Source organism: Brucella sp. JSBI001 (assembly GCF_026014005.1).
GTDB lineage: Bacteria > Pseudomonadota > Alphaproteobacteria > Rhizobiales > Rhizobiaceae > Brucella > Brucella anthropi.
In genome coordinates this window covers 3120075-3142065 of the sequence record NZ_CP110339.1, presented here as the reverse complement: position 1 = coordinate 3142065, position 21991 = coordinate 3120075, and the positions used below count along the sequence as shown (strand labels likewise).

Genomic DNA, 21991 nt, shown 5'->3' with positions numbered 1-21991 from the left:
CCGTCAGGCAGGTTCTTCCAGATTGACGCTTAGCGCGCGCAATTCTGTGGTATGCGGATGTGTCGTTCGCCCGGCGCGCAAATCATCGGCGCTAAGCTGTTCCACCATCTCGCCGTGTTGCATCACCCCCACCTGCGGGCAGAGATGCGCGATCACAGCGAGATTGTGGCTCACCAGCACATAAGTGAGATTCTTTTCAGCGCGCAAGTCCGCGAGAAGATTGAGAATTTCAGCCTGTACCGAGACATCAAGCGCCGATGTCGGTTCGTCCAGTAGCAAAACTTCCGGTTCGGCGATCAGGGCTCGCGCGATTGCCACGCGCTGGCGTTGTCCGCCCGAAAGCTGGTGCGGAAAACGGAACCGCGCAGCTTTGGGCAACGCGACTTCGTCAAGAACCTTTTCAATACGCTTGTCGATATCGCCGATACCGTGAACCAGCAGAAGCTCGCTCAGGATACGGTCGATGGTCTGGCGTGGATGCAGTGAGCCAAAGGGATCCTGAAACACCATCTGCACCTGACGGAAGAAGGCGGGTGCGCGCTTTGGGGCAACGTCCTTCCCGTCGAAAGCGATGCGGCCACTCCATTGTTCGTTGAGACCCGCCATTGCGCGCAGAATAGTGGATTTACCCGAGCCGCTTTCACCAACAATTCCAAAGCTCCCGCCCTTCTCGACATTGAAGGACACACCCTTGACGACTTCATGCTCGTTGAAGCTGATACGAAGTTGATCAATGACTATCATGAGTTCAGCCAGCTTTCTTCGCGATTAAGAACCGGCAATCGATCACGAGGATGCATGAGCGATGGAATGCAATTGAGAAGCCCCTTCGTATAAGGATGCTCAGCACGCACAAGTTCGGCAGCTTTCAATTCTTCCATGACACGCCCCATATACATGACCATGACACGGTCGCAGAAATGCGACACGAGTGGAAGATCGTGGCTAATGAGGAGAAGTCCCATTCCGCGCTTGGAAACCAGATCGTCGATCAGGCGAAGAATTTCCGCCTGAACAGTAGCGTCGAGCGCGGATGTCGGCTCGTCAGCAATGAGCAGTTCGGGATCGGGCGCCAGCATCATGGCGATCATGACACGCTGGCCCATACCGCCCGAAACTTCATGCGGGTAGAGCTTTGCCACGTCACGCGGATTGCGGATCATAACCTGATCGAGAAGATCAACCGCAGCATCCATTGCCTGACGTTTGCTACCGCCTTTGTGGGTACGCCACGCTTCAGCTACCTGCACGCCAATGGTCTTGACCGGGTTAAGCGAATATTTGGGATCCTGAAGAATAAAGCCCGCTCGCTTGCCGCGTATCTGACGCATGCCACGTTCAGTGGCTGACAGAATGTCGATGCCATCGAATGAAAGCCTATCCGCTTTCACCTCAGCGATTGGCGGCAACAGTTTCATGAGGGCCCGCGCGGTCAAGGACTTGCCCGAGCCGCTTTCGCCGACAATGCCCAGTTTTTCACGACCGAGCTGAAGCGAAATCCCGCGAACAGCGTCAAAACGGCTGGTACGCGTTTCAAAGCTGATCTGCAGATTTTTGATATCAACCAGCATCTGTTCTCTCAATTCTGCTTCGGATCGAGCACGTCACGCAGACCATCGCCGAGGAAATTGAAGGCGAGCGATACAAGGAAGATCGCGATGCCGGGGATGGTGGCAACCCACCATTGTTCGAAAATGAAGCGCTTAGCAGTGGCGATCATCGCACCCCATTCGGGCGATGGCGGCTGTGCACCCATTCCGAGGAAGCCAAGGCTTGCTGCGGTGATGATGATCGAGCTCATGTCGAGCGTAATGCGCACAATGACGCTCGGCACACAAAGCGGCATGATGTGACGCAAAATGATGCGGAATGGCGATGCACCGGTCAGCTTGGCGGCTGCAATGAAATCGCTCTTGCGCAAAGTCATGGTTTCCGCGCGCGCCAGACGCGCATAGGGTGGCCACGCAGTCAATGCGATTGCAAGCACGGCACTTTCAACACCTGGCTTCAGCGCAGCCACGAAGGCCAGCGCCAGGATCAGCCGAGGAAACGCAAGAAAGACATCAGTGACGCGCATCAACGCAGTGTCAACAATCCCGCCGAAATAGCCGGCAATACAACCGATAAAGAGCCCGATCGGCGCAACGAGAACGACAACAGCGATAACCATTCCAAGGGTTACGCGGCCACCGTAAAGAATGCGCGACAGGATATCGCGGCCTAGCTCATCAGTCCCGAACAAATGCGCGGCAGTGGGAGCAGATAGACGGTTGCCTAGATCTTGAACACTCGGATCATATGGCGTCAGCAATGGTGCGGCCAACGACAGAACGACGAAAGCGACAATGATAAAGAGACCAATCATCGCGAGCGGATTGGCCCGAAGGTTCACCCAAATGCGGTAGCGCCTGCCCCAGTTAGCCTGAGAACGAGAAGCAGGCGAGTCATCTAGCGCCCAGTTATGAAAATTGGCAAAAATCATCGGACACGCGGATCCAGAACTTTATAGAGAATATCGGCGAGCAGATTGAGTCCGACATAGATGATACCGATGAGCAACGTAGCGCCCACCACCGGATTCATATCGGCATTCATCAGCGACACGGTCAGATACTGCCCCAAACCCGGCCAGCTGAAGACCGTCTCGGTCACGACAGCACCTTCCAGCAGACCTGCATAGGTGAGCGCTAGAACTGTCACGAGCTGCACGGCAACGGTCGGGAAAGCATGTTTCCAGATGACCGAGGTCAGCGACAAGCCTTTCGCACGTGCCGTAATCACGAACTCACCCTTGAGCGCGTCAAGCATGAAAGCGCGGGTCATACGCGTGATATACGCCATGCTGAAGTAGGCGAGGATCAGAACCGGCTGAATCATGTGATAGACGGCATCCCGGAACGCGTCCCAGTCGCCCTCAATAAGAGTATCGATCGTGAGCAAGCCGGTAACATGCGGGATCATGCCCTCATAAATGATGTCCTGTCGTCCCGGACCGGGCGCTATATCGAGCGTTGCATAGAAGACGAGAAGCGATATCAGAGCCAGCATGAAAACGGGAACAGAGTGCCCTGCAAGACAGATCACGCGGATCGTCTGGTCGACGATGGAACCCTGCCGGACAGCAGCCCACACCCCCAGCGGAATACCGATAAGAGCAGCAACAAGAAGCGCAGCCGTTGCCAGTTCCAATGTCGCGGGAAAATAACGGGCGATATCCTGTGTCACCGGATTACGGGTCAGAATAGAGTTGCCGAAATCGCCGTGCAGGACCTGCCCGACATAATGCACGAACTGGATTACAAGTGGCTGATCGAGCCCCATCTCCGCGCGGACGCGCTGGATAACAGCCTCTGGCGCATTGTCGCCCACCGCAGCAATAACAGGATCAACCGGCATGACGCGGCCGATCATGAAGGTAATGACCATAAGCCCGAACAGCGTGATTAACACGCTGCTCAGGATACCGGTCAGGTTCTTGAGGCTTTTCTTCACGCCTTGGCGATCCCTGCATAGGAATGAGAATCGGACAAGACGCCGAGACGCATTCCGGTAACATCCTTGCGGCAGGCGGCTGTGGTAACAGTCTGAAGCATCACGATAAACGGACTATCGTTCATGAATTCGCGCTGCAGATTCTCATAGAGTTCGATGCGCTTTGCTGAATCGCGTTCATCGCGGGCTGCAATCGACTTCTTCGCGAACTCCTCGTTCTGATAGGACGAGCGCCAAGCGAAAGGCTTGGTAGCCGCATTATCCGAATTATCCGGATTGTTACAGAAGACGTCGGCATTGGTGTTCGGATCGAAGTAGTCTGAGCCCCAAGCGGTCAGCGCAATTTCGTGCTCGCGAGCACGCATTTTGGTGAGAACCTGACGGTTCTCGGCGGCCAGAAGTTCGACCTTGATTCCAATTTCGGCGAGGTTCGCCTGAATGGCCTGTGCGATATCCGGCCAAGGCTGAGCAGAATAATGATCCATCTTGATGGTAAAACCATCGGCAAGACCAGCTTCCTGCATCAGGCCCTTCGCCTTTTCCAAATCCTTCTGGAACGGTGTTTCGTTAACTGCACCGGGGAAACCTTCCGGGATGATGGTCTGGTGCACCTTGTGCGTCAGCGGAACGATATTCTTCTGGATGCCCTGATAGTCGACGGCCCACTTGATCGCTTGCCAGAGCTTCGGATTAGTGAGCTTTTCAATCTTCTGATTGAGAGACATCAGGCCAATGCCCGCGATTGCCTTGGTGACGAGCTCGAAATCACCATTGCCCTGAAGAACACGCAACTGCTCGGACGTCAGATTGCGGGCAATATCGACATCACCCTTCTGAAGCATCAAGAGCTGCGAAGACGGGTCCGCGACGTGACGCAGAAGGATGCGCTTCACATTGCCCTTGTATGCGCCATGTGGATTAACGTTCAGGATGATGCTTTCGCTCGGCTTCCAGGAAACGAGAACCCATTCGCCCGAACCGGCGCTGTTCTTCTGAAGCCAGCCGTTACCGAGATCGTCACCGGATGCATTTTCCAGAACGGTCTTCTTTTCCACAATGCTGGCAACGCTTGCCGACAGGCAATACAGCAGGAACGGCAGCGATGTCGACTGCTCGACCGTCAGAGACAATGTCGACGGATCGGTCGCTACGATGTTCTTTTCTGCATTCTCTGGCGTGAAACCGAACTGGCCAATGATGAAAGCCGGGCCCTTGTTCATCTTGATCGCACGCTGCAGCGAGAAAGCAGCATCTTCAGCCGTGATCTGCGCGCCGCTTGCAAATTTTGCATTCGGATCGATCTTGAAGATGAAGACCTTCCCATCAGCGTCGGCTTCCCAGGAAACAGCAACGCCGCCTTCCACCTGGTCCGGATTGGAAAGGCTTGGATGTACCAGACGCTGGTACATGTTGTTGCAGACTTCGCTGCCGACAGCTTCGAAGCTCTCATGCGGATCAAGACTGGTCATATTGTCGAGCTGCTGGGCCACAACCAGAATATCCTGACGCCCGGCTCCAATGGCAGGCAAAATGCTCGCATAGGACAGGAAAGGAACGGCAGCCGCACCTGCCAGAAAACCGCGTCTTGAAATCATTGAGAGCTCCTCTTGCAACGCTTTCTGAATGGCTCCCTGACATCGGGCGCTTATCGACAGCGTTCTATCTCTGGATATATTTTTCCAGCTTCCCGCTATCACGTCAGCGGAGGCAGGGGCCAATGCAGAATTTTGCATTCCCTATGCAGAGTTTGCATGAGGGCAAACTAAAGAAGAGCTTCTGCAAGAAAGAATCGCCCTTCATGCAGGGCCGTCATATCAAGTGACCGAAATCGCATTTGCAATTCTTCTCGCTTGGGTCCATCACCCCTCTCAAATACCAAACTTGATTTTGAAAAGGCTTCCCCATGGCGACAGAACAGAAGATACCCGTTTTCGATGGTCACAACGATGTGCTGTTGCGCCTGTGGTCATCGCATGCTTCCTCGCCTGAAAAGCGTTTTCTTGAAGGAGAAAATGTCGGCCATATCGACCTTCCACGTGCGCAGAAGGGTGGGCTCGGCGGCGGCTTGTGCGCAGTATATGTGCCCTCGCCTTCACGAGAACTCGACACTAATGGCAATCTGGCGACGCCGAGCCAGACCGATGCGATGAAGGCAACGCTCGCCATGTCGGCAATTCTTCTGAAAATCGAACGGGCGTCAGAAGGCAAGGTCCGTATTTGCAAAACTGCAGCCGATATTCGTGATGCCTTTGCCAACGGCATTTTTGCTTCTGTCTATCATATCGAAGGTGTGGAGGCTTTCAGCGAAGACCTTGATGCCCTTTATGTATTGCATGAGGCAGGCCTCAGAACGCTTGGGCCTGTCTGGAGCCGTCCGAATATTTTTGCCCATGGCATCCCGTTCCGGTTTCCGGCGTCACCTGACATCGGCCCGGGCCTCACTGATCATGGCAAAGCGCTCATTCGCGCCTGCAATGAACTCAAAGTCATGGTCGACCTTTCCCACATGAACGAGAAAGGCTTCTGGGACATAGCGGCAATTTCCGCTGCGCCGCTCGTGGCTTCGCATTCAAATGCGCACGCGCTTTGCCAGCAAAGCCGCAACCTGACCGACAAGCAGCTGGATGCCGTTCGCGATACTGGCGGTCTCGTCGGGCTTAACTTTGGCGTTTCATTCCTGCGTGAAGATGGAAAACGCGATCCGAATACGGATCTGAGCGAACTCGTTCGCCATGCTGATTACATTGTCAATCGCATCGGGATCGACCATCTGGCGCTGGGTTCCGATTTTGACGGCACCACGATTTCTTCCACGCTTCGCGATGTCGGTGATCTCCAGCTCGTCATAGACGCCTTCCGCAAGCACGGTTATGACGATGCTTCCATCGTCAAACTGGCTCATGGAAACTGGATCAATGTGCTTGAGCGGACATGGGGTGCTTAAGGGAAAAATAGAAACGATCTCACCCTCGTAGGGTGAGATCGAAAACATGATGGTGGATATGCCCGTCGAACATTTCCAGAAGCCCCTTCGTTGCCTCTCGGCTTTCATATCGCACACGTGAAGCAAGCGCTTTGGCCAATGCTTCCCTACTGTCATACTTGGTCCACAGCACCATCGGATAGGCTGGCGCACCTTCGTCGCGTTCGACAGCATAAAGAACTCGGACTTCCCTGATGCCCGGAAATTCAAGCCACATCGGCATAAGAATATCCGCGACATAAGCTTTGAACGCATCCTCGCGCCCAGCATGGATAGCGCCTTCAAAAAAGGCCTGCCTGACAATCATGGGAATAACTCAGTTTACTTTGGTGGGTGGGACATCGCCGGAAAAATAAGCGGCAAGATTGGCGAGTACGAGCTCACCCATTCCGACACGTGTTTCAACCGTTGCGCTGCCTTGATGCGGCATCAGCACGGTGTTTGGTGCGGACAGAAAATCCTCCCTGATCGTCGGTTCGTTGACGAAAACATCAAGACCGGCGCCGGCTATAGTTCCGTTATTCAAAGCAGCCAGAAGCGCATCTTCGTCGACGACGCTGCCGCGGGCCACATTGACCAAATACCCCCTGCTTCCAAGCGCTGCTAGCACATCCGCGTTCACAATATTCGCCGTCGACGGATTAGCCGCGACGCACACTGCGAGTACGTCGCTCTGCTGCGCTAGTTCCACGGGCGTCGCATGGGCAATCCAGTTTGTGCCCGCGACAGGAGAGCGGTTCCAATAGTGCACTTCCATGCCGAATGCTTCTGCACGTCGTGCAAACGACTTTCCTATCTGGCCAAGGCCCAGGACGCCAACCCGCTTCCCCTTGGGACTAACGCCAAGAGGAAATGCTTCACGGCGCTCCCATTTGCCTTCCCGCACGAATTGGTCACCCTGAACAACATGGCGCATAACCGCCAGCATGAGAGCAATGCCTGTGTCGGCAACATCATCGGTCAAAACGCCAGGCGTGGTGCTGACATGCACATCGCGATCCCGCGCAAAAGCAAGATCGACCTTGTCCGTCCCAACACCGTTGATGGCGATGAGGCCAAGCGATGGCAGACGCTCCATCCAATCATTGGAAAGCCCCGTTCCGCCACCAGTAACAACAGCACGAATGGTGCCAAGTGCCGCGTCAATCGCCGTCGTGTCTTCCGGCTTGTATAGACGAAGAACCTTGTAAGCTGCGTCCAATCGCTCTTCGATCAACGGCATCATCGGCTCGATAAGCAGAACTTCGTTCGTCACTTCAAACTCCATTACTAAACTACTAGAGGCGCTCAGGAAATCTGACCGATAAATGCCTTCGTGCGCTCATGCTTCGGATTGCCGAAAAATTCCTCCGGCTCCGCCATTTCAAGAATTTGTCCTTGATCCATGAAGATAACGCGATCTGCCACCTGCCGCGCGAAACCCATTTCATGGGTAACGCAGAGCATGGTCATGCCTTCCTTGGCGAGATCGATCATGGTGTCCAGAACTTCCTTGACCATTTCAGGATCGAGTGCAGAAGTCGGCTCATCAAAAAGCATGATCTTGGGATTCATGCATAGCGCACGGGCAATCGCCACACGCTGTTGCTGGCCACCCGACAGCTGGGCCGGATATTTATCCGCCTGTTCAGGAATGCGGACACGCTCGAGGTATTTGCGCGCTGTCTTCTCAGCTTCAGTTTTCGAAACACCGCGCACTTTCATCGGAGCCAGAGTACAGTTCTCAAGAACCGTCATATGCGGAAACAAGTTGAACTGCTGGAAAACCATGCCGGTTTCCTGCCGGACGATATCCACATTCTTTCCACCTGCCGTCAGATCGTGGCCGTCTACAATGATGCGGCCTTTCTGAATGGTCTCCAGCTGATTGATACAACGGATGAGGGTCGACTTCCCCGAGCCAGACGGGCCGCAAATAACAATGCGTTCACCGCGAGCGACATTCAGATCAATATCTCTGAGAGCATGATAAGTGCCGTACCACTTGTTTACTCCCTGCATGAGCACTGCAGGATCTGAAGCATCCTGCGGCAACCGGTTCGCTTTTCCCTGAGCCATCTGGTTCATGTCGAGAAACTCACTTTCGTGGACTGGATCGTCATGCCCGTCGGATGGACGGGCATGACGGAATTCGAGAGCTTACTTTGCCTGAGAGACAAAATCCGGTAGTGGCGCACCGAGCCACTTTTCATGAATCTTGTTCAGTTCACCGTCGCTCTTCGCCTTTTCGATGAACTTGTTGACGAATTCGAGCATTTCCGTCGCCCCCTTGCGAACAGCGATACCCTGTACTTGCTGGCTGAGCTGGATTTTCTGATCGTAGCGGCCCGGAGCAGCTTTTTCGATTTCGGCAGCCACTACATTGGAGAGCCCGATCAACTCAACCTGTCCCGAAAGCAGGGCTTGCACTGCGCTCGCATCATCATCGAAACGACGGATGTTGGCGTCCTGCGGCGCTACCTTGGTTACTGCCGTGTCCTGTGTCGAAGCACGAGCGACACCGATCGATTTGCCAGAAAGATCCTCCGGCTTTGTAACAACGGTGTCCTTCGGTCCGAATACGCCAATCGAAATACCAGCATAAGGCTGCGAGAAATCAACGCTCTTTGCCCGTTCCTCGGTGATGCCCAGCGAGGCAACCAGAACGTCCACCTGTCCGCTCTGCAGATAAGGAATACGGTTTGGACCGGTGACTGGCACGATCTGTGCGTCGACGCCCAGCTCCTTCGCCAGCAACTTTGCGACATCGGCGTCATACCCGTCCGGTTCATTGCTGGTGTTCATGATGCCAAATGGCGGAAAGTCGACCAGCATACCGATCTTGATTTTTCCAGCGGACTTGATGTCGTCAACGGTCTGAGCGAATGCAGCAGGTGCCAACGCCGTTGCAAGGGCACCCGCACCAATCAGGGCCATTGCCAAACGTCTGGTAATAGTCATGTTTATCCCTTCCCTATTAAGTACCAGTCTCCTCACCGGCACCGTTTCGTTATTTTCAACGCATTTCCTGACGCCATGTTGGTTTACATTCGGTCGAAAATGCTGATCGTTCCCCCTAAGCCCCCAATTACCGAGCTGTAGCGCGAGAAAACCTCGTTTCCATGCGGCGTGCCAAAATCGATAGCGGCCAGCATAGGACAAAATAGACAGCCGCTACCGTGCCAAACACCATGAACGGGCTGAACGTCGCGTTGTTGATGATCTGTCCCTGTCGCGTCAGTTCTGTAAATCCGATGATCGCGGCAAGCGAAGTGCCTTTGATGAGCTGCACGAGAAAGCCCACTGTCGGCGCAACCGAAATGCGTGCGGCTTGTGGCAGGATCACATAGCGCATGCGATTGTAGTAGCGCAGCCCCAATGCCGTCGCCGCTTCACGTTGGCCGGGGGGCACTGCATCAATACAGCCGCGCCAAATCTCCCCGAGAAAAGCGCTTGCATGCAATGTCAGCGCAATCGTCGCAGCAATCCAGGGGTTGATACCCAGACCGAAAATATTAAGGCCGAAGAACACCAGGAAGAGCTGCATCAGAAGCGGTGTACCCTGAAACAGTCTGATAAAGCCGAGTGCGATGTAACGTGGGGCGCGAGCGTCCGAAACACGCATCAGCGCGACAAGCAGCCCTCCGATGCCACCGCCGACAAAGGCAATAGCCGAAAGAGCAATGGTCCACTGCGCTGCATAGACGATAATGAGAAATTCGTTCCAGCCGAAAGGTCTGATCATGGCCCGCTCCTATCGGCTCAACGGGTATTTAAAAGCCACCTTCTCGATCACTGAAAAAATGGCCGAGAAACCGATGGACATGACGAGATACATGAGCGTGATAACAATATAGACCTCAAAACTCGCGAAGGTCGCCGACTGTAGATCGTTACCCGCCGCTGCAAGTTCGTTTGCGGAAATTACGGAGACCACACTCGAAGTCAGCATCAGATAGATAAATTGGCTGGTGAGTGACGGATAAACCGTCCGCAAAGCTGGTTTCATGATCACATAACGGAACACTTGCAGCTTTGAGAGACCGAGTGCGGTTCCTGCTTCCACCTGACCTTTATGAATGGATTCAATGCCGGCACGAATAATCTCGGTACCGTAAGCGCCGAAGTTCACCACCAGCGCAAGAAGCGCTGCACTGTTGGGCGACAATCGCAAACCAGCAGAAGGCAATCCAAAGAAGATGAAGAAAATCTGCACCAGAAACGGCGTGTTGCGGATAATTTCGATATAGGCATCAATGATTAAGCGTACTGGCTTTGGTCCAGACGTCTTCCCAAGCGCGCAGACTATCGAAACAATCAGGCCGAGCACCATCGCCGCGCAAGACAATTCAATTGTCTGCCACGCGCCGACAAGCAACTTATCCATCGCCGCGAAAACAGGCGCGAAGTTGAAATTATACAATGCTGAACCTCCCGGTACGCAATTGTGCCGATTTCTCCTCCCGGCATCAATAATTTAGATCGATCTAAATGCGTTTTGCCTCATACGTCAATCATTAATTGGGATTAGATAGCAGAGGCTCTCACCGGTCCACAGGACTGTCGAACTCGCAAATATGTTTCACTGATGATCCGCTGCGCCTGTTTTTCCGGGTTTGCCAAACGGGAAAGAAGCAATCCAGCGGCATTCTCACCAACTGTAACAGGTCGGGTTGACACGGAACTCAACCGGGGGCGGGTCGCTTCAGCATCGCTTACATCGTCGAAGCCGATCAACGAAAAATCCCCACCAACCATTCTCCCGCAATCATAAAGCCCTGCCGAAAGGCCTAGCGCAATCACGTCATTGAAGCAGATTGCAGCTGTCGGCTCCCGGCCGTCCTGAAAGAGAAGCGGAGCCGCTTTAGCGATATCCGGCATCGTCTGCGGAAAGCGGACAATCATCTCAGGATCGAGCCCTTGTTGTTGCATTGCCTCGCGAAAACCTTCGACACGTTCGCGGTAAGCGGAATGAATCGGCCCGTGCACAGCGAATGCGATTGTCCTGTGCCCAAGTGTAGCCAGATGATTGACCGCCTGCCGCATACCACCCGCGTAATCAACGCCTGCGTAATCGACACGATCGGTGACATGACGCAACACCTGCACAATAGGCAAGCCCCAGTCGGCAAGCTGCTCGACGAACTCCGGTGCTGTTTCCGCTGTTGGCGAAACGATCACGCCATCAACACCATGCTCACGCATACGCTGCATAAGGGTACTCTGATTGGTGAAGTTCTCGTGACTATTGGCGAGAAGAACGACCAGCCCTGCTTCACCCACAACACTGTCTATTCCTGAAAGCAATTCGCCGTAAAACGGGTTGCCAAGGGTGGGCACGATGACGCCAACCGTATTAGATCTCTCTACCCGGAGGCTAGCAGCCCCCATATTGTAGACATAGCCCAACTCCTGAAGGGCTTTTTCTACTTTTTCGCGCGTTACTGTTCCCACCAACGGGCTTTTGCGGATGACAAGGGAAGCCGTCGCGCGCGATACGTTGGCATGGCGTGCCACATCCAGCAGCGTAACGCGGCTTTTCCTGCGATCGTCACTCGGCATAACTTCACCTGTCAGCAAGTTGGGCAATGTCCGATCCGGTTGAAGACAAAACTCAATAAAACCGCCGGTCAGATTCGAAAGGCATATATCAGTTCAGTCTTGCACATTGGTCAATCCGTTGAACGGTGAACCAGCAGTCATCATGCGGAAATGGCATTACGTGGCGTTCCCAACCCATTAATTATACACATGTTCTCCCCACGATTATCACTTGCCTTTCGTTTTTTTTCATTTGGATCGCTATCGTTTTCGGATTTATTCTGCCATTGGAAGAATCGAAGGTTGATCCTTTGGCAAAAATTGCATTCATATAGGTGCAATGAAAATATTGCAGATGTCGGAACTTTGAGACCATCACCAAGGAACTCAAATGTTCACGCAATCTCACACTCGAGGAGGAAACATGCTTATCCGTCTGATCACGACTTCGGCGCTGACAAGCGCCCTCGCCCTCACCATCAGTTCTCAGGCATTTGCCCAGACGGAGCTGGCATGGTGGCACGGCATGACCGGTGCCAACAACGAAATGGTCAATGAACTCTCGAAGGAGTTCAACGAAATCCAGAGCGAATACAAGATTGTTCCTGTCTACAAGGGAACTTATCCCGAAACGCTGAATGCCGGCATTGCCGCGTTCCGTTCCAAGCAGCCCCCCGCGATCCTTCAGGTCTTCGACGCCGGTAGTGGCGTTATGATGGCAGCCGAAGGCGCAATGGTTCCAGCTGCCGAAGTTCTGGAAAAGGGTGGCTTCAAATTCGACAAGTCGCAGTATCTGCCTGGCATCGTCGCTTACTATTCGAAGCCAGACGGCACCATGTTGTCCTTTCCGTACAACTCCTCGTCACCAATCCTCTATTACAATAAGGATGCCTTCAAGAAGGCTGGTCTCGACGAAAACAATCCGCCGAAAACCTGGCCTGAAGTTTTCGAAGCTGCCAAGAAGATCAAATCCAGCGGTGCGGCACCGTGCGGTTTCACTTCCACATGGCTGACCTGGATTCAGACCGAAAACTTCGCGGCTTGGAACAACGTTCCTTATGGCACGAATGAAAACGGTCTCGGCGGCACCGATGTGAAGCTCGAAATCAACTCACCGCTTTACATTCAGCACTTCCAGTCGATTGCCGATCTCGCGAACGACGGTACGTTCCGCTACGGCGGCCGCACATCGGAAGCCAAGCAGCTTTTCACCTCTGGTGAGTGCGCAATGCTGACCGAATCCTCCGGCGGCCTCGGCGATGTTGTTAAGTCGGGTATCAATTACGGCATCGGCCAGCTGCCTTACTACGAAGGTCACGGTCCGCAGAATACGATCCCTGGCGGTGCATCTCTGTGGGTCTTCGCAGGCCTTAGCGACGAACAATACAAGGGCGTCGCAGAATTCTTCAACTTCCTCTCGCAAACCAAAATTCAGGTCAAGCTGCACGAAAAATCCGGCTATCTGCCTGTAACACTGGCGGCATACGAGGAAACCAAGAAGTCGGATTTCTATGAAAAGAATCCGGGCCGCGAAACGCCTATCCTGCAGATGATGGGCAAGGCACCGACCGAAAATTCGAAGGGCGTGCGTCTCGTCAACTTGCCGCAGGTGCGCGATATTCTGAACGAAGAGTTCGAAGCAATGCTCGGCGGCAAGCAGGATGCGAAAACTGCACTTGAAAACGCTGTCAAACGCGCCAACGACGCGATAGCCGCAGCTCAATAATTGATCACATAAACACAACGCCGCCTGCCCTTGTGGTGGGCGGCCTTGTCACCCACGAGGAAGCTCCCCGTGCAGAAAGTTACCTTTCCAAATAAAATCTTGCCCTACTTCCTGCTGGCCCCGCAGATCGTTCTGACTGTGGTGTTTTTCTTCTGGCCAGCCAGTCAGGCAATTTATCAGTCTTTCATGCGCGAAGACGCATTCGGGCTGAAGTCTACTTTTGTAGGCCTTGCGAACTTCACAACCGTTCTGGCCGACCCGAACTATCTACATTCATTCAGAGTAACGATTGTCTTTAATGTTCTGACCGCGCTGCTTGCCATGGGCGCAGCATTGTTGCTTGCAACGGCGGCAGATCGCGTCATTCGTGGCAAGACATTTTATCGTACGCTCCTGATCTGGCCTTATGCCGTAGCTCCAGCCGTAGCCGGCATGTTGTGGCTCTTCATGTTCAATCCTGCAATGGGTACTTTTGCATATATTCTGCGCCGTAATGGCATTGCATGGGATCCGCTGCTTGACGGCAATCAGGCTATGGGCCTCGTCGTCGTTGCCGCGGCCTGGAAGCAGATTTCCTATAATTTCCTGTTCTTTGTCGCAGGCTTACAAGCAATTCCTAAATCGTTGATCGAAGCAGCAGCCATTGATGGCGCGCGCGGCGCGCGGCGATTCTGGTCTATCGTATTTCCACTTCTTGCACCGACCTCCTTCTTCTTGCTGGTCGTGAATACGGTTTACGCCTTCTTCGACACGTTCGGCATCATCCATGCCGTGACCGGCGGCGGGCCTGCCAAAGCCACCGAAACGCTGGTCTACAAGGTTTACAACGATGGCTTCGTCAATCTGAATCTGGGTTCTTCCTCGGCACAGTCAGTTATTTTGATGGCAATCGTGATTGCCTTGACAGCGTTCCAGTTCCGCTTCGTTGAGAAGCGCGTGCATTATTCGTGAGTGAGGCGACAATGATAGAAAAACGCCCAATCTCCAGCCTGATCGGCCATCTGATCCTGATCCTAGGCATCATTATTGTTGCCTTTCCGATCTACTACACCTTCGTCGCTTCAACGATGACGTCAACGCAGATCATTCGCCCGCCAATCTCGCTGTTGCCCGGCGACCATTTCGTCGAAAACTACGGCGAAGCCATCTTTGGCGGTGTGGAGCGTGTTGTTGGTGTAAGTCTTGAACGACTTCTCTGGAACTCGTTCGTGGTCGCAATGGCAATCGCCGTCGGCAAGATCATCATTTCGTTCATGTCGGCTTTCGCGATTGTGTTTTTCCGCTTTCCAATGCGCATGTTCTTCTTCTGGATGATCTTCATAACGTTGATGCTGCCTGTGGAGGTTCGTATCCTGCCGACCTACAAGGTGATCGTGGATCTCGGCATGATCGATACCTATGCCGGGCTTACGCTGCCATTGATGGCATCCGCGACAGCGACATTCCTGTTCCGTCAGTTCTTCCTTACCATTCCGGGTGAACTGGTTGAAGCAGCACGTATCGATAATGCCGGACCATTCCGTTTCATGCGGGATATCCTGCTCCCCCTTTCGAAGACGAATATTGCAGCGCTTTTCGTCATTCTCTTCATTTACGGATGGACCCAGTATCTCTGGCCACTACTCGTTACCAATGATGCCAAGATGAACACGATCATCATCGGCCTGCGCCGCATGGTCGATTGGGCTGACGCATCCACACCGTGGAACTACGTCATGGTAACAGCCATTCTGGCCATCATTCCACCGATCCTCGTTGTGGTGTTGATGCAGCGTTGGTTCGTCAAAGGTCTCGTTGAAACGGAAAAGTAATGAGCAAAATCGTTCTTGATAACGTCCGCAAGAGCTATGGCGGCAATGTAGAAGTCATCAAAGGCGTATCGCTGGAGATTCACGACGGTGAATTTGTGGTGCTGGTAGGCCCTTCTGGCTGCGGTAAATCCACTCTCCTGCGCATGATAGCGGGTCTCGAAGGTATTACATCCGGCACAATCTCCATTGGCGATCGCGTGGTCAACGAAGTAGAACCCGCAGAACGCGATATTGCCATGGTGTTTCAGAACTATGCGCTCTATCCGCATATGACGGTGCGCGAGAACCTCGCCTATGGTCTCAAGAACCGCAAGACACCAAAGGACGAAATCGAGCGCCGCATCGCCAAGGCTGCGAAAGCGCTGGAAATCGAACCTTTTCTTGAGCGCAAACCACGCCAGCTTTCTGGTGGTCAGCGCCAGCGTGTCGCCATGGGGCGCGCCATTGTGCGCGAACCGGCAGCTTTCCTCTTTGATGAACCGTTGTCCAATCTGGACGCGAAACTGCGCGTGCAGATGCGTGTCGAGATCAAGCGCCTACAGCGCTCGCTTGGCACCACCAGCGTTTACGTGACACACGACCAGATGGAGGCCATGACCATGGCTGATCGTCTTGTCGTGCTGAATGCCGGCCATATCGAACAGGTTGGCACGCCGATCGAGCTTTACGAAAAACCTGCCTCCACCTTCGTCGCGACATTTATCGGTTCCCCATCAATGAACCTGCTGCAAAGCACAGAAAGCACCGGTTGGGCGACAGGCAGCGCGGTACAAAAACCTGACGGGAGTTTCACCATCGGTGTTCGCCCAGAGGATATCCGTATTCTGGAGGATGGCGAGCCGGACGCTGACGGATTTAATGCAACCATTCGTATTGAAGCTGTCGAACTCGTCGGCGCAGAAAGCTACATCCACGCTGCGTTGCCAGATGGCAAGCCGCTTATCTTCCGCGTTGCCGGACGGTCGGCACATAACATTGATGAGACTGTCAGAGTTGGCGCTTCCTCTGGAAACGTGCATGTTTTCAACAATGATGGCCAGCGTGTAAATGATTGACATGAAACGGGTTGCGCCCTTCAACGGAGCGCAACCCGCTATAATAATCGATTTCTGTTTTAGAATTTATCGGTTACAGAGAAGTGGAATATTTTTCCGCCTGTGAGGAAATCCCGATAGATGACGCACCAGCAGATACTCTCCTTCGCGGTAATCATACTCATGATGGGGGCGTTTATCTGGGGCAAGTTCCGTTATGATGTGGTCGCACTTTGTGCACTTCTCCTGGCAATAGTAGTTGGGGTCGTACCCTTCGATCACGCATTTTCGGGTTTCAGCGACGACATCGTTATCATCGTTGGCAGTGCGTTGGTGGTCAGTGCAGGTGTCGCACGTTCCGGCCTTATGCAGGCGGCGGTACAGCGTTTCCTGCCAGAAATGAACAGTGTGCGGCTCCAACTTGCAGTGCTGGTGGCAGTCGTCACTGTTCTCTCAGCTTTTGTTAAAAACGTCGGCGCACTGGCAATCATGATACCGGTTGCTTTTCAATTCGCACGTCGTTCCAATGTTTCTCCATCGACCTTTCTCATGCCTATGGCCTTCGGCGCGTTGCTCGGTGGTTTGATGACCCAGGTGGGCACTTCACCCAACATCGTTGTTTCTCGCATTCGCGGCGAAATGGTCGGTGAACCCTTCACCATGTTCGATTTTACGCCTGTCGGCGCTGTACTGTCAGTGGTAGGACTCATCTATCTGGTACTTTTCTACTGGCTTGTTCCACAGCGCACTCGCGAAAACGTATCGCTGGATGAGGCAATCAAGATCAAGAATTATGCTTCCGAAGCACGTATCACCAAGACTTCGACGATGACCGGCAAGCGCGTGACCGATCTCATCAAGGCAGCTGAAGGTGAAGCGATGGTGACTTCCATCATACGCAACGACCAACGATTGACGCCACTTCCCGATACGATCCTGAACGAAGGCGATGTTGTCCTTCTTGAAGGTGATCCCAAGGCGCTCGATGCTGTCATAAGTGCCGGAAAACTTACCTTGTCCGAGAACCGTAATCCGTCCGAGACAAGCGGTTCCACCGACATCGAGGTTGTGGAAGCTGTTATCGGCAAGAATTCGCGCCTTATCGGCCTAACTGCCCAGAGACTTGCCCTTTTTGCACGCTACGACCTGAACCTCCTGGCGGTCAGCCGGCCAGGCGAACGTATTACTGAGCGGCTCAGTGAAGTCATCCTCCGTTTCGGTGACGTGGTCGTACTGCAAGGCAGACAAGCAAATCTGTCCACCTTCCTGCCGGAGTTCGAATTGCTGCCGCTTGCCCGCCGCAAGCTTATGCTTGGCAGCGTTCGGCGCGGGTTGATCCCGCTCGCCATTCTGATCGCTGCCATCGGGGCAACCGCGTTAAGCCTTGTACCAGTGGCGGTGGCTTTCTTTGCCGCCGCTGTCGCCATGCTGCTGTTCAAGGTGATACCTCTCAACGAGGTCTATGACGAAATCGACGGTCCAATTCTGGTGATGCTTGCGGCACTCATCCCGGTTTCGGATGCGCTGCGAACAACCGGCGGCACGGACCTCATCGCAGAAGGGCTCGCCACAATCGGCCATCAGTTACCGCCAGCAGGTGCGTTGGCGCTCATTCTTGTAGCAGCGATGATGGTGACACCATTTCTTAACAATGCTGCGACGGTGCTCGTCATGGCTCCCATCGCCACAAGTTTTGCTTCCGGACTTGGTTTCAAGCCGGAGGCCTTTTTGATGGCGGTTGCGATCGGCGCAGGGTGTGACTTCCTCACGCCAATCGGCCATCAATGCAATACGCTGGTCATGGGGCCAGGTGGTTATAAATTCAGCGATTATCCACGTCTGGGATTACCGCTATCAATCATTATAGCGATTGTAACAGTCCCAACACTAATGTTCTTCTGGCCCTTGAAATAGTCCTAGAACTGAACTGAGCGTATCCATTCGAGACTGTCGGAAACAATTTTTTCCACGGTCTCGGCGATATCTGCGCGGAAGACCAGCGGTTCTCCAACAGGGCTTTCGAGCGTAGCGATCTGGCTTTCCAGCATAGTGACCGGCATAAAATGGCCTGTGCGATGCCCCATATGTTCGTGCAACACTTCAAAACTGCCATCCAGAAAGACAAACAGCACCGGTGTACCAGCAGCAGAGCGGAGACGATCACGATAGCTCTTCTTCAGTGCGGAACAGGAAACAACGATTCCGTCGGTCGAAGCCGCAAGACGTTCACCGATTTTGTCGAGCCAAGGCCAACGATCCTCATCCTGCAAGGGGATGCCTGCTGACATCTTATCGACATTGGACTTCGGATGAAGAGAGTCGCCCTCAAGAAACGGGAGCGCCAGTTCATCGGCAATCTTCTCGCCTACGGTTGATTTTCCGGAACCCGAAACACCCATAACGATAATACGCAGCATCAATTCCTCATACACTCGCGGTCATGCCGCCATCGACGTGCAAAACCTGTCCATTGACGAAAGAGGAGGCATCGCTGCTCAGGAATACCGCAGCGCCGACCAACTCTTCCACGTCACCCCAACGGCCCGCCGGCGTTCTTTTCTCCAGCCATGTCGTAAATTCGGGGTTATCAACCAATGCCTGATTCAGCGGCGTCTTGAAATAGCCGGGAGCAACCGCATTGATCTGCAAGCCATGTCGGGCCCAATCGGTGGCCATGCCGCGCGTCAGGTTACGGATCGCTCCCTTTGTTGCCGTGTAAGGTGCAATGGAAGGTCGCGCCAGTTCACTTTGAACCGAAGCAATGTTGATTATCTTGCCGTGTCCTCGCGGGATCATATGGCGCGCAGCTGCCTGCCCAGCATAAAATGCGCTGGAAATGTTGGTTTCCAGAAGCTGCTGCCACTTCTCGATCGGAAAATCTTCAAGCGGCGCGCGATATTGCATCCCGGCATTATTGACCAGAATATCGAGCGCACCGATTTCCTCTTCAATCGCATCAATAGCTGCACGAACTTCTTCAGCAACCGTCACATCGAACACCGACGCAAAGACCGTATGGCCCTCGTCTTCCAGTAGCGTAACGGCCTTATTCACTTTGTTCTGATCACGGCCATTGATGATTACCGTTGCTCCATGTTCTGCAAGCCCACGAGCCAATGCAAAGCCGATGCCCTGGCTTGAGCCGGTAATCAGGGCTATGCGCCCTTCCAGACTGAATAGTTCGAAAGAAGGAGCCATCAGAAAGTTTCCAATTTGAGACCGACGCGGCTTGCCGCCTGCACAATGTGTTGACGCATCACTTCGCGCGCTCGCAACGGATCACGTGAATGAATCGCATCCCTGATTGCGGTGTGTTCATTGATTGTAATCTCGACAATCTGCTCTAGTACTGCCCGCGCACGCGCCGCATTGATTGCCTGATTGATGCGTTCGGCAATGAAACCCAAAACCAGCGGAAAATATTCGTTATGCGTTGCGGAAGCGAGCGCACGGTGAAATGCCAGATCAGCGGCAATACCGGTATCCGTCCATTTTTTCGAACCGCTCATCTCTGCGAGTGCTTCATTCAGTTGCATCATGTCATGTTCATCATGATGCACCGCAGCAAGCCCCGCCGCTTCTATCTCCAACGCCATTCGCAACTGGAACAGGCTGCGGAAACTGTCACGATTGGCAAGTGTTTCAGGTTCTATGCGGAGAGCATGTCGCCTGTCGGGTTCCGTTACGAACGCACCTACACCCTGTCGGGTTTCAACCAGGCCCTCGTTACGCAACTGGGCAATCGCTTCACGCACAACCGACCGGCTGACACCGAAGCTTTGTGCAAGATTATGTTCTGTCGGCAACTTTTGTCCCGGCAGAAGACTACCTTCACTGATCTGCCGCGTAATTTCCGAAGCAATACGTCCCGGAAGCTGCTCATTACGCCTGATTTCGCCAAACAAATTGATGAAGTCTCCCTGATTGCCCGTGCAAGTGGTGTGTCGTCAGCCTTTTGAAGAGTCAAGAGAAAGCTGGCAGCCCGGATTCATGATATTGTCCGGATCGATGACTTGCTTGATACCTTCAAGCAGTTTTCGCCGTGCAGGGTCAATGCGCTTCTCGAAATCTTCCCTTTTGAGGCGACCAATGCCGTGCTCTGCACTGATGCTGCCTGCATAACGATCCAGAACAGCATTGATCGTTTCTTTTGCAAGCGTGATCTTCATGTCTTTCGTCGCTACATCGAGATTGCTTTCTGGAATGACATTGAGATGCACATTGCCGTCGCCAACATGCCCATAAGAAACGGCGAGACAATCTGGAAGGACCTTGGCCAGTTCCCTTTCTGCTTCTCCGACGAATGATGCCAGCTTTGAAAGCGGGACCGAGATATCGGTACGCAGGTGCTTGCCGCGCAGCGCCTGTCCTTCGTTCATCGCTTCACGAAATGTCCAGAGATTTTGACCTTGCGCACGAGAGGACGCGATTGTCCCGTCAAGAACGAGGCCATCTTCCATCGCGCCCGCGAGAAACTGTTCCATCAAGGATAGTATGTCGACCAGCCCTGAACCCGAGACCTCCATCAAAACATAGGCCGGGTATTGTCCAAGTGGCATGGCAAGCTCCGGCATCGCCTCTTGCGCCAAGGTAAAAGCCACTGGCGGCATAAATTCAAAAGCGGACATCAAATCACAGCACTGCACACGCGCGCGCCGATAAAGGGCAATCACGTCATCCAGCGAATTGAGCCCCAGCAGGGCAGTTTCCACCTTGTCCGGCAAGGGCATAAGTTTTATTGCCACACCGGTCACTACTCCCAAAATGCCTTCTGCCCCGATAAATAGCTGTTTCAGATCAATCCCACGATTGTCTTTCCTCAGCGTCGAAAGGCCATTGAATATTGTGCCGTCTGGCAGCACGACCTCCAGCCCCAGGACCAGCTCACGGGTCATGCCATAACGCAACACGTTGATGCCTCCGGCATTGGTGCTGACATTTCCCCCGATGCGACAGCTTCCCTGTGCACCAAGTGCTAATGGAAAAAACATCCCTTCGGCTGCCAGTTTGTCTTTCAGTTCGGAGAGAATGCAACCGGCATCCACAACCGCCGAAAAATCATCCGGATCAATCTTCCGAATGTGATTCATCCGCTCAAGACTTAGAATGACGAGATTGTCGCGCCCATCCGGTACGCCGCCTTGCACCAAACCGGTATTTCCGCCTTGCGGAATGATAGACAATCCCAGTGAATAGCAGGTTTTAACCGCGGCAGAAACGTCCGCTGTCGAGCGTGGTCGGATCACGGCAACTGCCGTATTCTCCACATCTCCCGGCCAGTCGCGACAATAGCCAAGCATGTCGTTTTTCCCGGTCATAACCAGATCGACGCCCAAAAGAGCAACGAGATCAGCCTGCTTGTTTCCAGTCATGTCCCCCGAACCATACATGATATCCTCTTGGCTTTACCGATATGCAATGCGCT

The 21991-nt window shown here is 53.6% G+C and carries 22 protein-coding genes; 6 read left to right on the top strand and 16 right to left on the bottom strand.

Annotation, left to right across the window (positions count from 1 at the left end; translation table 11 throughout):
• Positions 1–3 precede the first annotated feature (3 nt).
• The 5 genes from LJ361_RS14820 to LJ361_RS14800 all read right to left on the bottom strand — a co-directional run bounded on the left by LJ361_RS14820 (position 4) and on the right by LJ361_RS14800 (position 5087).
• The gene (locus LJ361_RS14820) at positions 4–744 is read right to left on the bottom strand and encodes an ABC transporter ATP-binding protein (protein ID WP_010658924.1); all 741 of its coding nucleotides are present in this window, start codon (positions 742–744) and stop codon (positions 4–6) included.
• Complete coding sequence (locus LJ361_RS14815; protein WP_010658925.1) at positions 741–1571, bottom strand: ABC transporter ATP-binding protein; 831 nt, start codon at positions 1569–1571, stop codon at positions 741–743. Before LJ361_RS14815 ends, LJ361_RS14820 begins: the two co-directional genes overlap by 4 nt.
• Positions 1572–1579: 8 nt before the next feature.
• The gene (gene nikC, locus LJ361_RS14810) at positions 1580–2482 is read right to left on the bottom strand and encodes a nickel transporter permease (protein WP_010658926.1); all 903 of its coding nucleotides are present in this window, start codon (positions 2480–2482) and stop codon (positions 1580–1582) included.
• Positions 2479–3426: an ABC transporter permease gene (locus LJ361_RS14805; protein ID WP_235994163.1), complete on the bottom strand. Its 948-nt coding sequence runs from the start codon at positions 3424–3426 to the stop codon at positions 2479–2481. Before LJ361_RS14805 ends, nikC begins: the two co-directional genes overlap by 4 nt.
• 62 nt (positions 3427–3488) lie before the next feature.
• Positions 3489–5087 (bottom strand): ABC transporter substrate-binding protein, encoded by a 1599-nt coding sequence (locus LJ361_RS14800; RefSeq protein WP_010658928.1) that lies wholly within the window; start codon positions 5085–5087, stop codon positions 3489–3491.
• Positions 5088–5395: 308 nt separating this feature from the next.
• Here LJ361_RS14800 and LJ361_RS14795 point away from each other — a divergent pair, with 308 nt between their 5' ends.
• The gene (locus tag LJ361_RS14795; protein ID WP_010658929.1) at positions 5396–6436 is read left to right on the top strand and encodes a dipeptidase; all 1041 of its coding nucleotides are present in this window, start codon (positions 5396–5398) and stop codon (positions 6434–6436) included.
• A 19-nt stretch (positions 6437–6455) separates the two neighbouring features.
• Here the strand turns inward: LJ361_RS14795 and LJ361_RS14790 are convergent, their stop codons facing one another.
• The 7 genes from LJ361_RS14790 to LJ361_RS14760 form a co-directional block, all read right to left on the bottom strand.
• Positions 6456–6782: a hypothetical protein gene (locus LJ361_RS14790; protein ID WP_010658930.1), complete on the bottom strand. Its 327-nt coding sequence runs from the start codon at positions 6780–6782 to the stop codon at positions 6456–6458.
• Positions 6783–6791: 9 nt separating this feature from the next.
• Positions 6792–7742 (bottom strand): 2-hydroxyacid dehydrogenase, encoded by a 951-nt coding sequence (locus LJ361_RS14785; RefSeq protein WP_010658931.1) that lies wholly within the window; start codon positions 7740–7742, stop codon positions 6792–6794.
• A 20-nt stretch (positions 7743–7762) separates the two neighbouring features.
• Positions 7763–8542, bottom strand: a complete 780-nt coding sequence (locus LJ361_RS14780) for an amino acid ABC transporter ATP-binding protein (protein WP_029375977.1) — start codon at positions 8540–8542, stop codon at positions 7763–7765.
• A gap of 72 nt (positions 8543–8614) precedes the next feature.
• Complete coding sequence (locus tag LJ361_RS14775; RefSeq protein WP_010658933.1) at positions 8615–9415, bottom strand: transporter substrate-binding domain-containing protein; 801 nt, start codon at positions 9413–9415, stop codon at positions 8615–8617.
• Positions 9416–9542: 127 nt separating this feature from the next.
• Positions 9543–10199 (bottom strand): amino acid ABC transporter permease, encoded by a 657-nt coding sequence (locus LJ361_RS14770; RefSeq protein ID WP_010658934.1) that lies wholly within the window; start codon positions 10197–10199, stop codon positions 9543–9545.
• Between the two features lie 9 nt (positions 10200–10208).
• The gene (locus LJ361_RS14765; protein WP_010658935.1) at positions 10209–10877 is read right to left on the bottom strand and encodes an amino acid ABC transporter permease; all 669 of its coding nucleotides are present in this window, start codon (positions 10875–10877) and stop codon (positions 10209–10211) included.
• Positions 10878–10981: 104 nt separating this feature from the next.
• Complete coding sequence (locus LJ361_RS14760; RefSeq protein ID WP_029375978.1) at positions 10982–12016, bottom strand: LacI family DNA-binding transcriptional regulator; 1035 nt, start codon at positions 12014–12016, stop codon at positions 10982–10984.
• A gap of 403 nt (positions 12017–12419) precedes the next feature.
• On the opposite strand from LJ361_RS14760, the gene ugpB reads away from it, so the two are divergent.
• From ugpB to LJ361_RS14735, 5 genes are all read left to right on the top strand, one after another.
• Positions 12420–13721 (top strand): sn-glycerol-3-phosphate ABC transporter substrate-binding protein UgpB, encoded by a 1302-nt coding sequence (gene ugpB, locus LJ361_RS14755; RefSeq protein ID WP_010658937.1) that lies wholly within the window; start codon positions 12420–12422, stop codon positions 13719–13721.
• 69 nt (positions 13722–13790) lie between these two features.
• A complete protein-coding gene (ugpA, locus tag LJ361_RS14750; protein WP_010658938.1) occupies positions 13791–14672 on the top strand; it encodes a sn-glycerol-3-phosphate ABC transporter permease UgpA in 882 nt (293 codons plus the stop codon).
• An 11-nt stretch (positions 14673–14683) separates the two neighbouring features.
• Positions 14684–15532 (top strand): sn-glycerol-3-phosphate ABC transporter permease UgpE, encoded by an 849-nt coding sequence (ugpE, locus tag LJ361_RS14745; protein ID WP_010658939.1) that lies wholly within the window; start codon positions 14684–14686, stop codon positions 15530–15532.
• Positions 15532–16587: a sn-glycerol-3-phosphate import ATP-binding protein UgpC gene (locus tag LJ361_RS14740; protein WP_010658940.1), complete on the top strand. Its 1056-nt coding sequence runs from the start codon at positions 15532–15534 to the stop codon at positions 16585–16587. Before ugpE ends, LJ361_RS14740 begins: the two co-directional genes overlap by 1 nt.
• 120 nt (positions 16588–16707) lie before the next feature.
• Positions 16708–18480, top strand: a complete 1773-nt coding sequence (locus tag LJ361_RS14735) for an SLC13 family permease (protein WP_010658941.1) — start codon at positions 16708–16710, stop codon at positions 18478–18480.
• 2 nt (positions 18481–18482) lie between these two features.
• Here the strand turns inward: LJ361_RS14735 and LJ361_RS14730 are convergent, their stop codons facing one another.
• Genes LJ361_RS14730 through LJ361_RS14715 form a run of 4 tightly spaced genes read right to left on the bottom strand, consistent with a single transcriptional unit; the run spans position 18483 to position 21956 of the window.
• Positions 18483–18983, bottom strand: a complete 501-nt coding sequence (locus tag LJ361_RS14730; RefSeq protein WP_010658942.1) for a gluconokinase — start codon at positions 18981–18983, stop codon at positions 18483–18485.
• Positions 18984–18990: 7 nt separating this feature from the next.
• A complete protein-coding gene (locus LJ361_RS14725) occupies positions 18991–19764 on the bottom strand; it encodes an SDR family oxidoreductase (protein ID WP_010658943.1) in 774 nt (257 codons plus the stop codon).
• On the bottom strand, positions 19764–20471 hold the full coding sequence (locus tag LJ361_RS14720; RefSeq protein ID WP_010658944.1) for a FadR/GntR family transcriptional regulator: 708 nt from the start codon (positions 20469–20471) through the stop codon (positions 19764–19766). Before LJ361_RS14720 ends, LJ361_RS14725 begins: the two co-directional genes overlap by 1 nt.
• A gap of 42 nt (positions 20472–20513) precedes the next feature.
• Positions 20514–21956: an FAD-binding oxidoreductase gene (locus LJ361_RS14715; protein ID WP_010658945.1), complete on the bottom strand. Its 1443-nt coding sequence runs from the start codon at positions 21954–21956 to the stop codon at positions 20514–20516.
• Positions 21957–21991 lie beyond the last annotated feature (35 nt).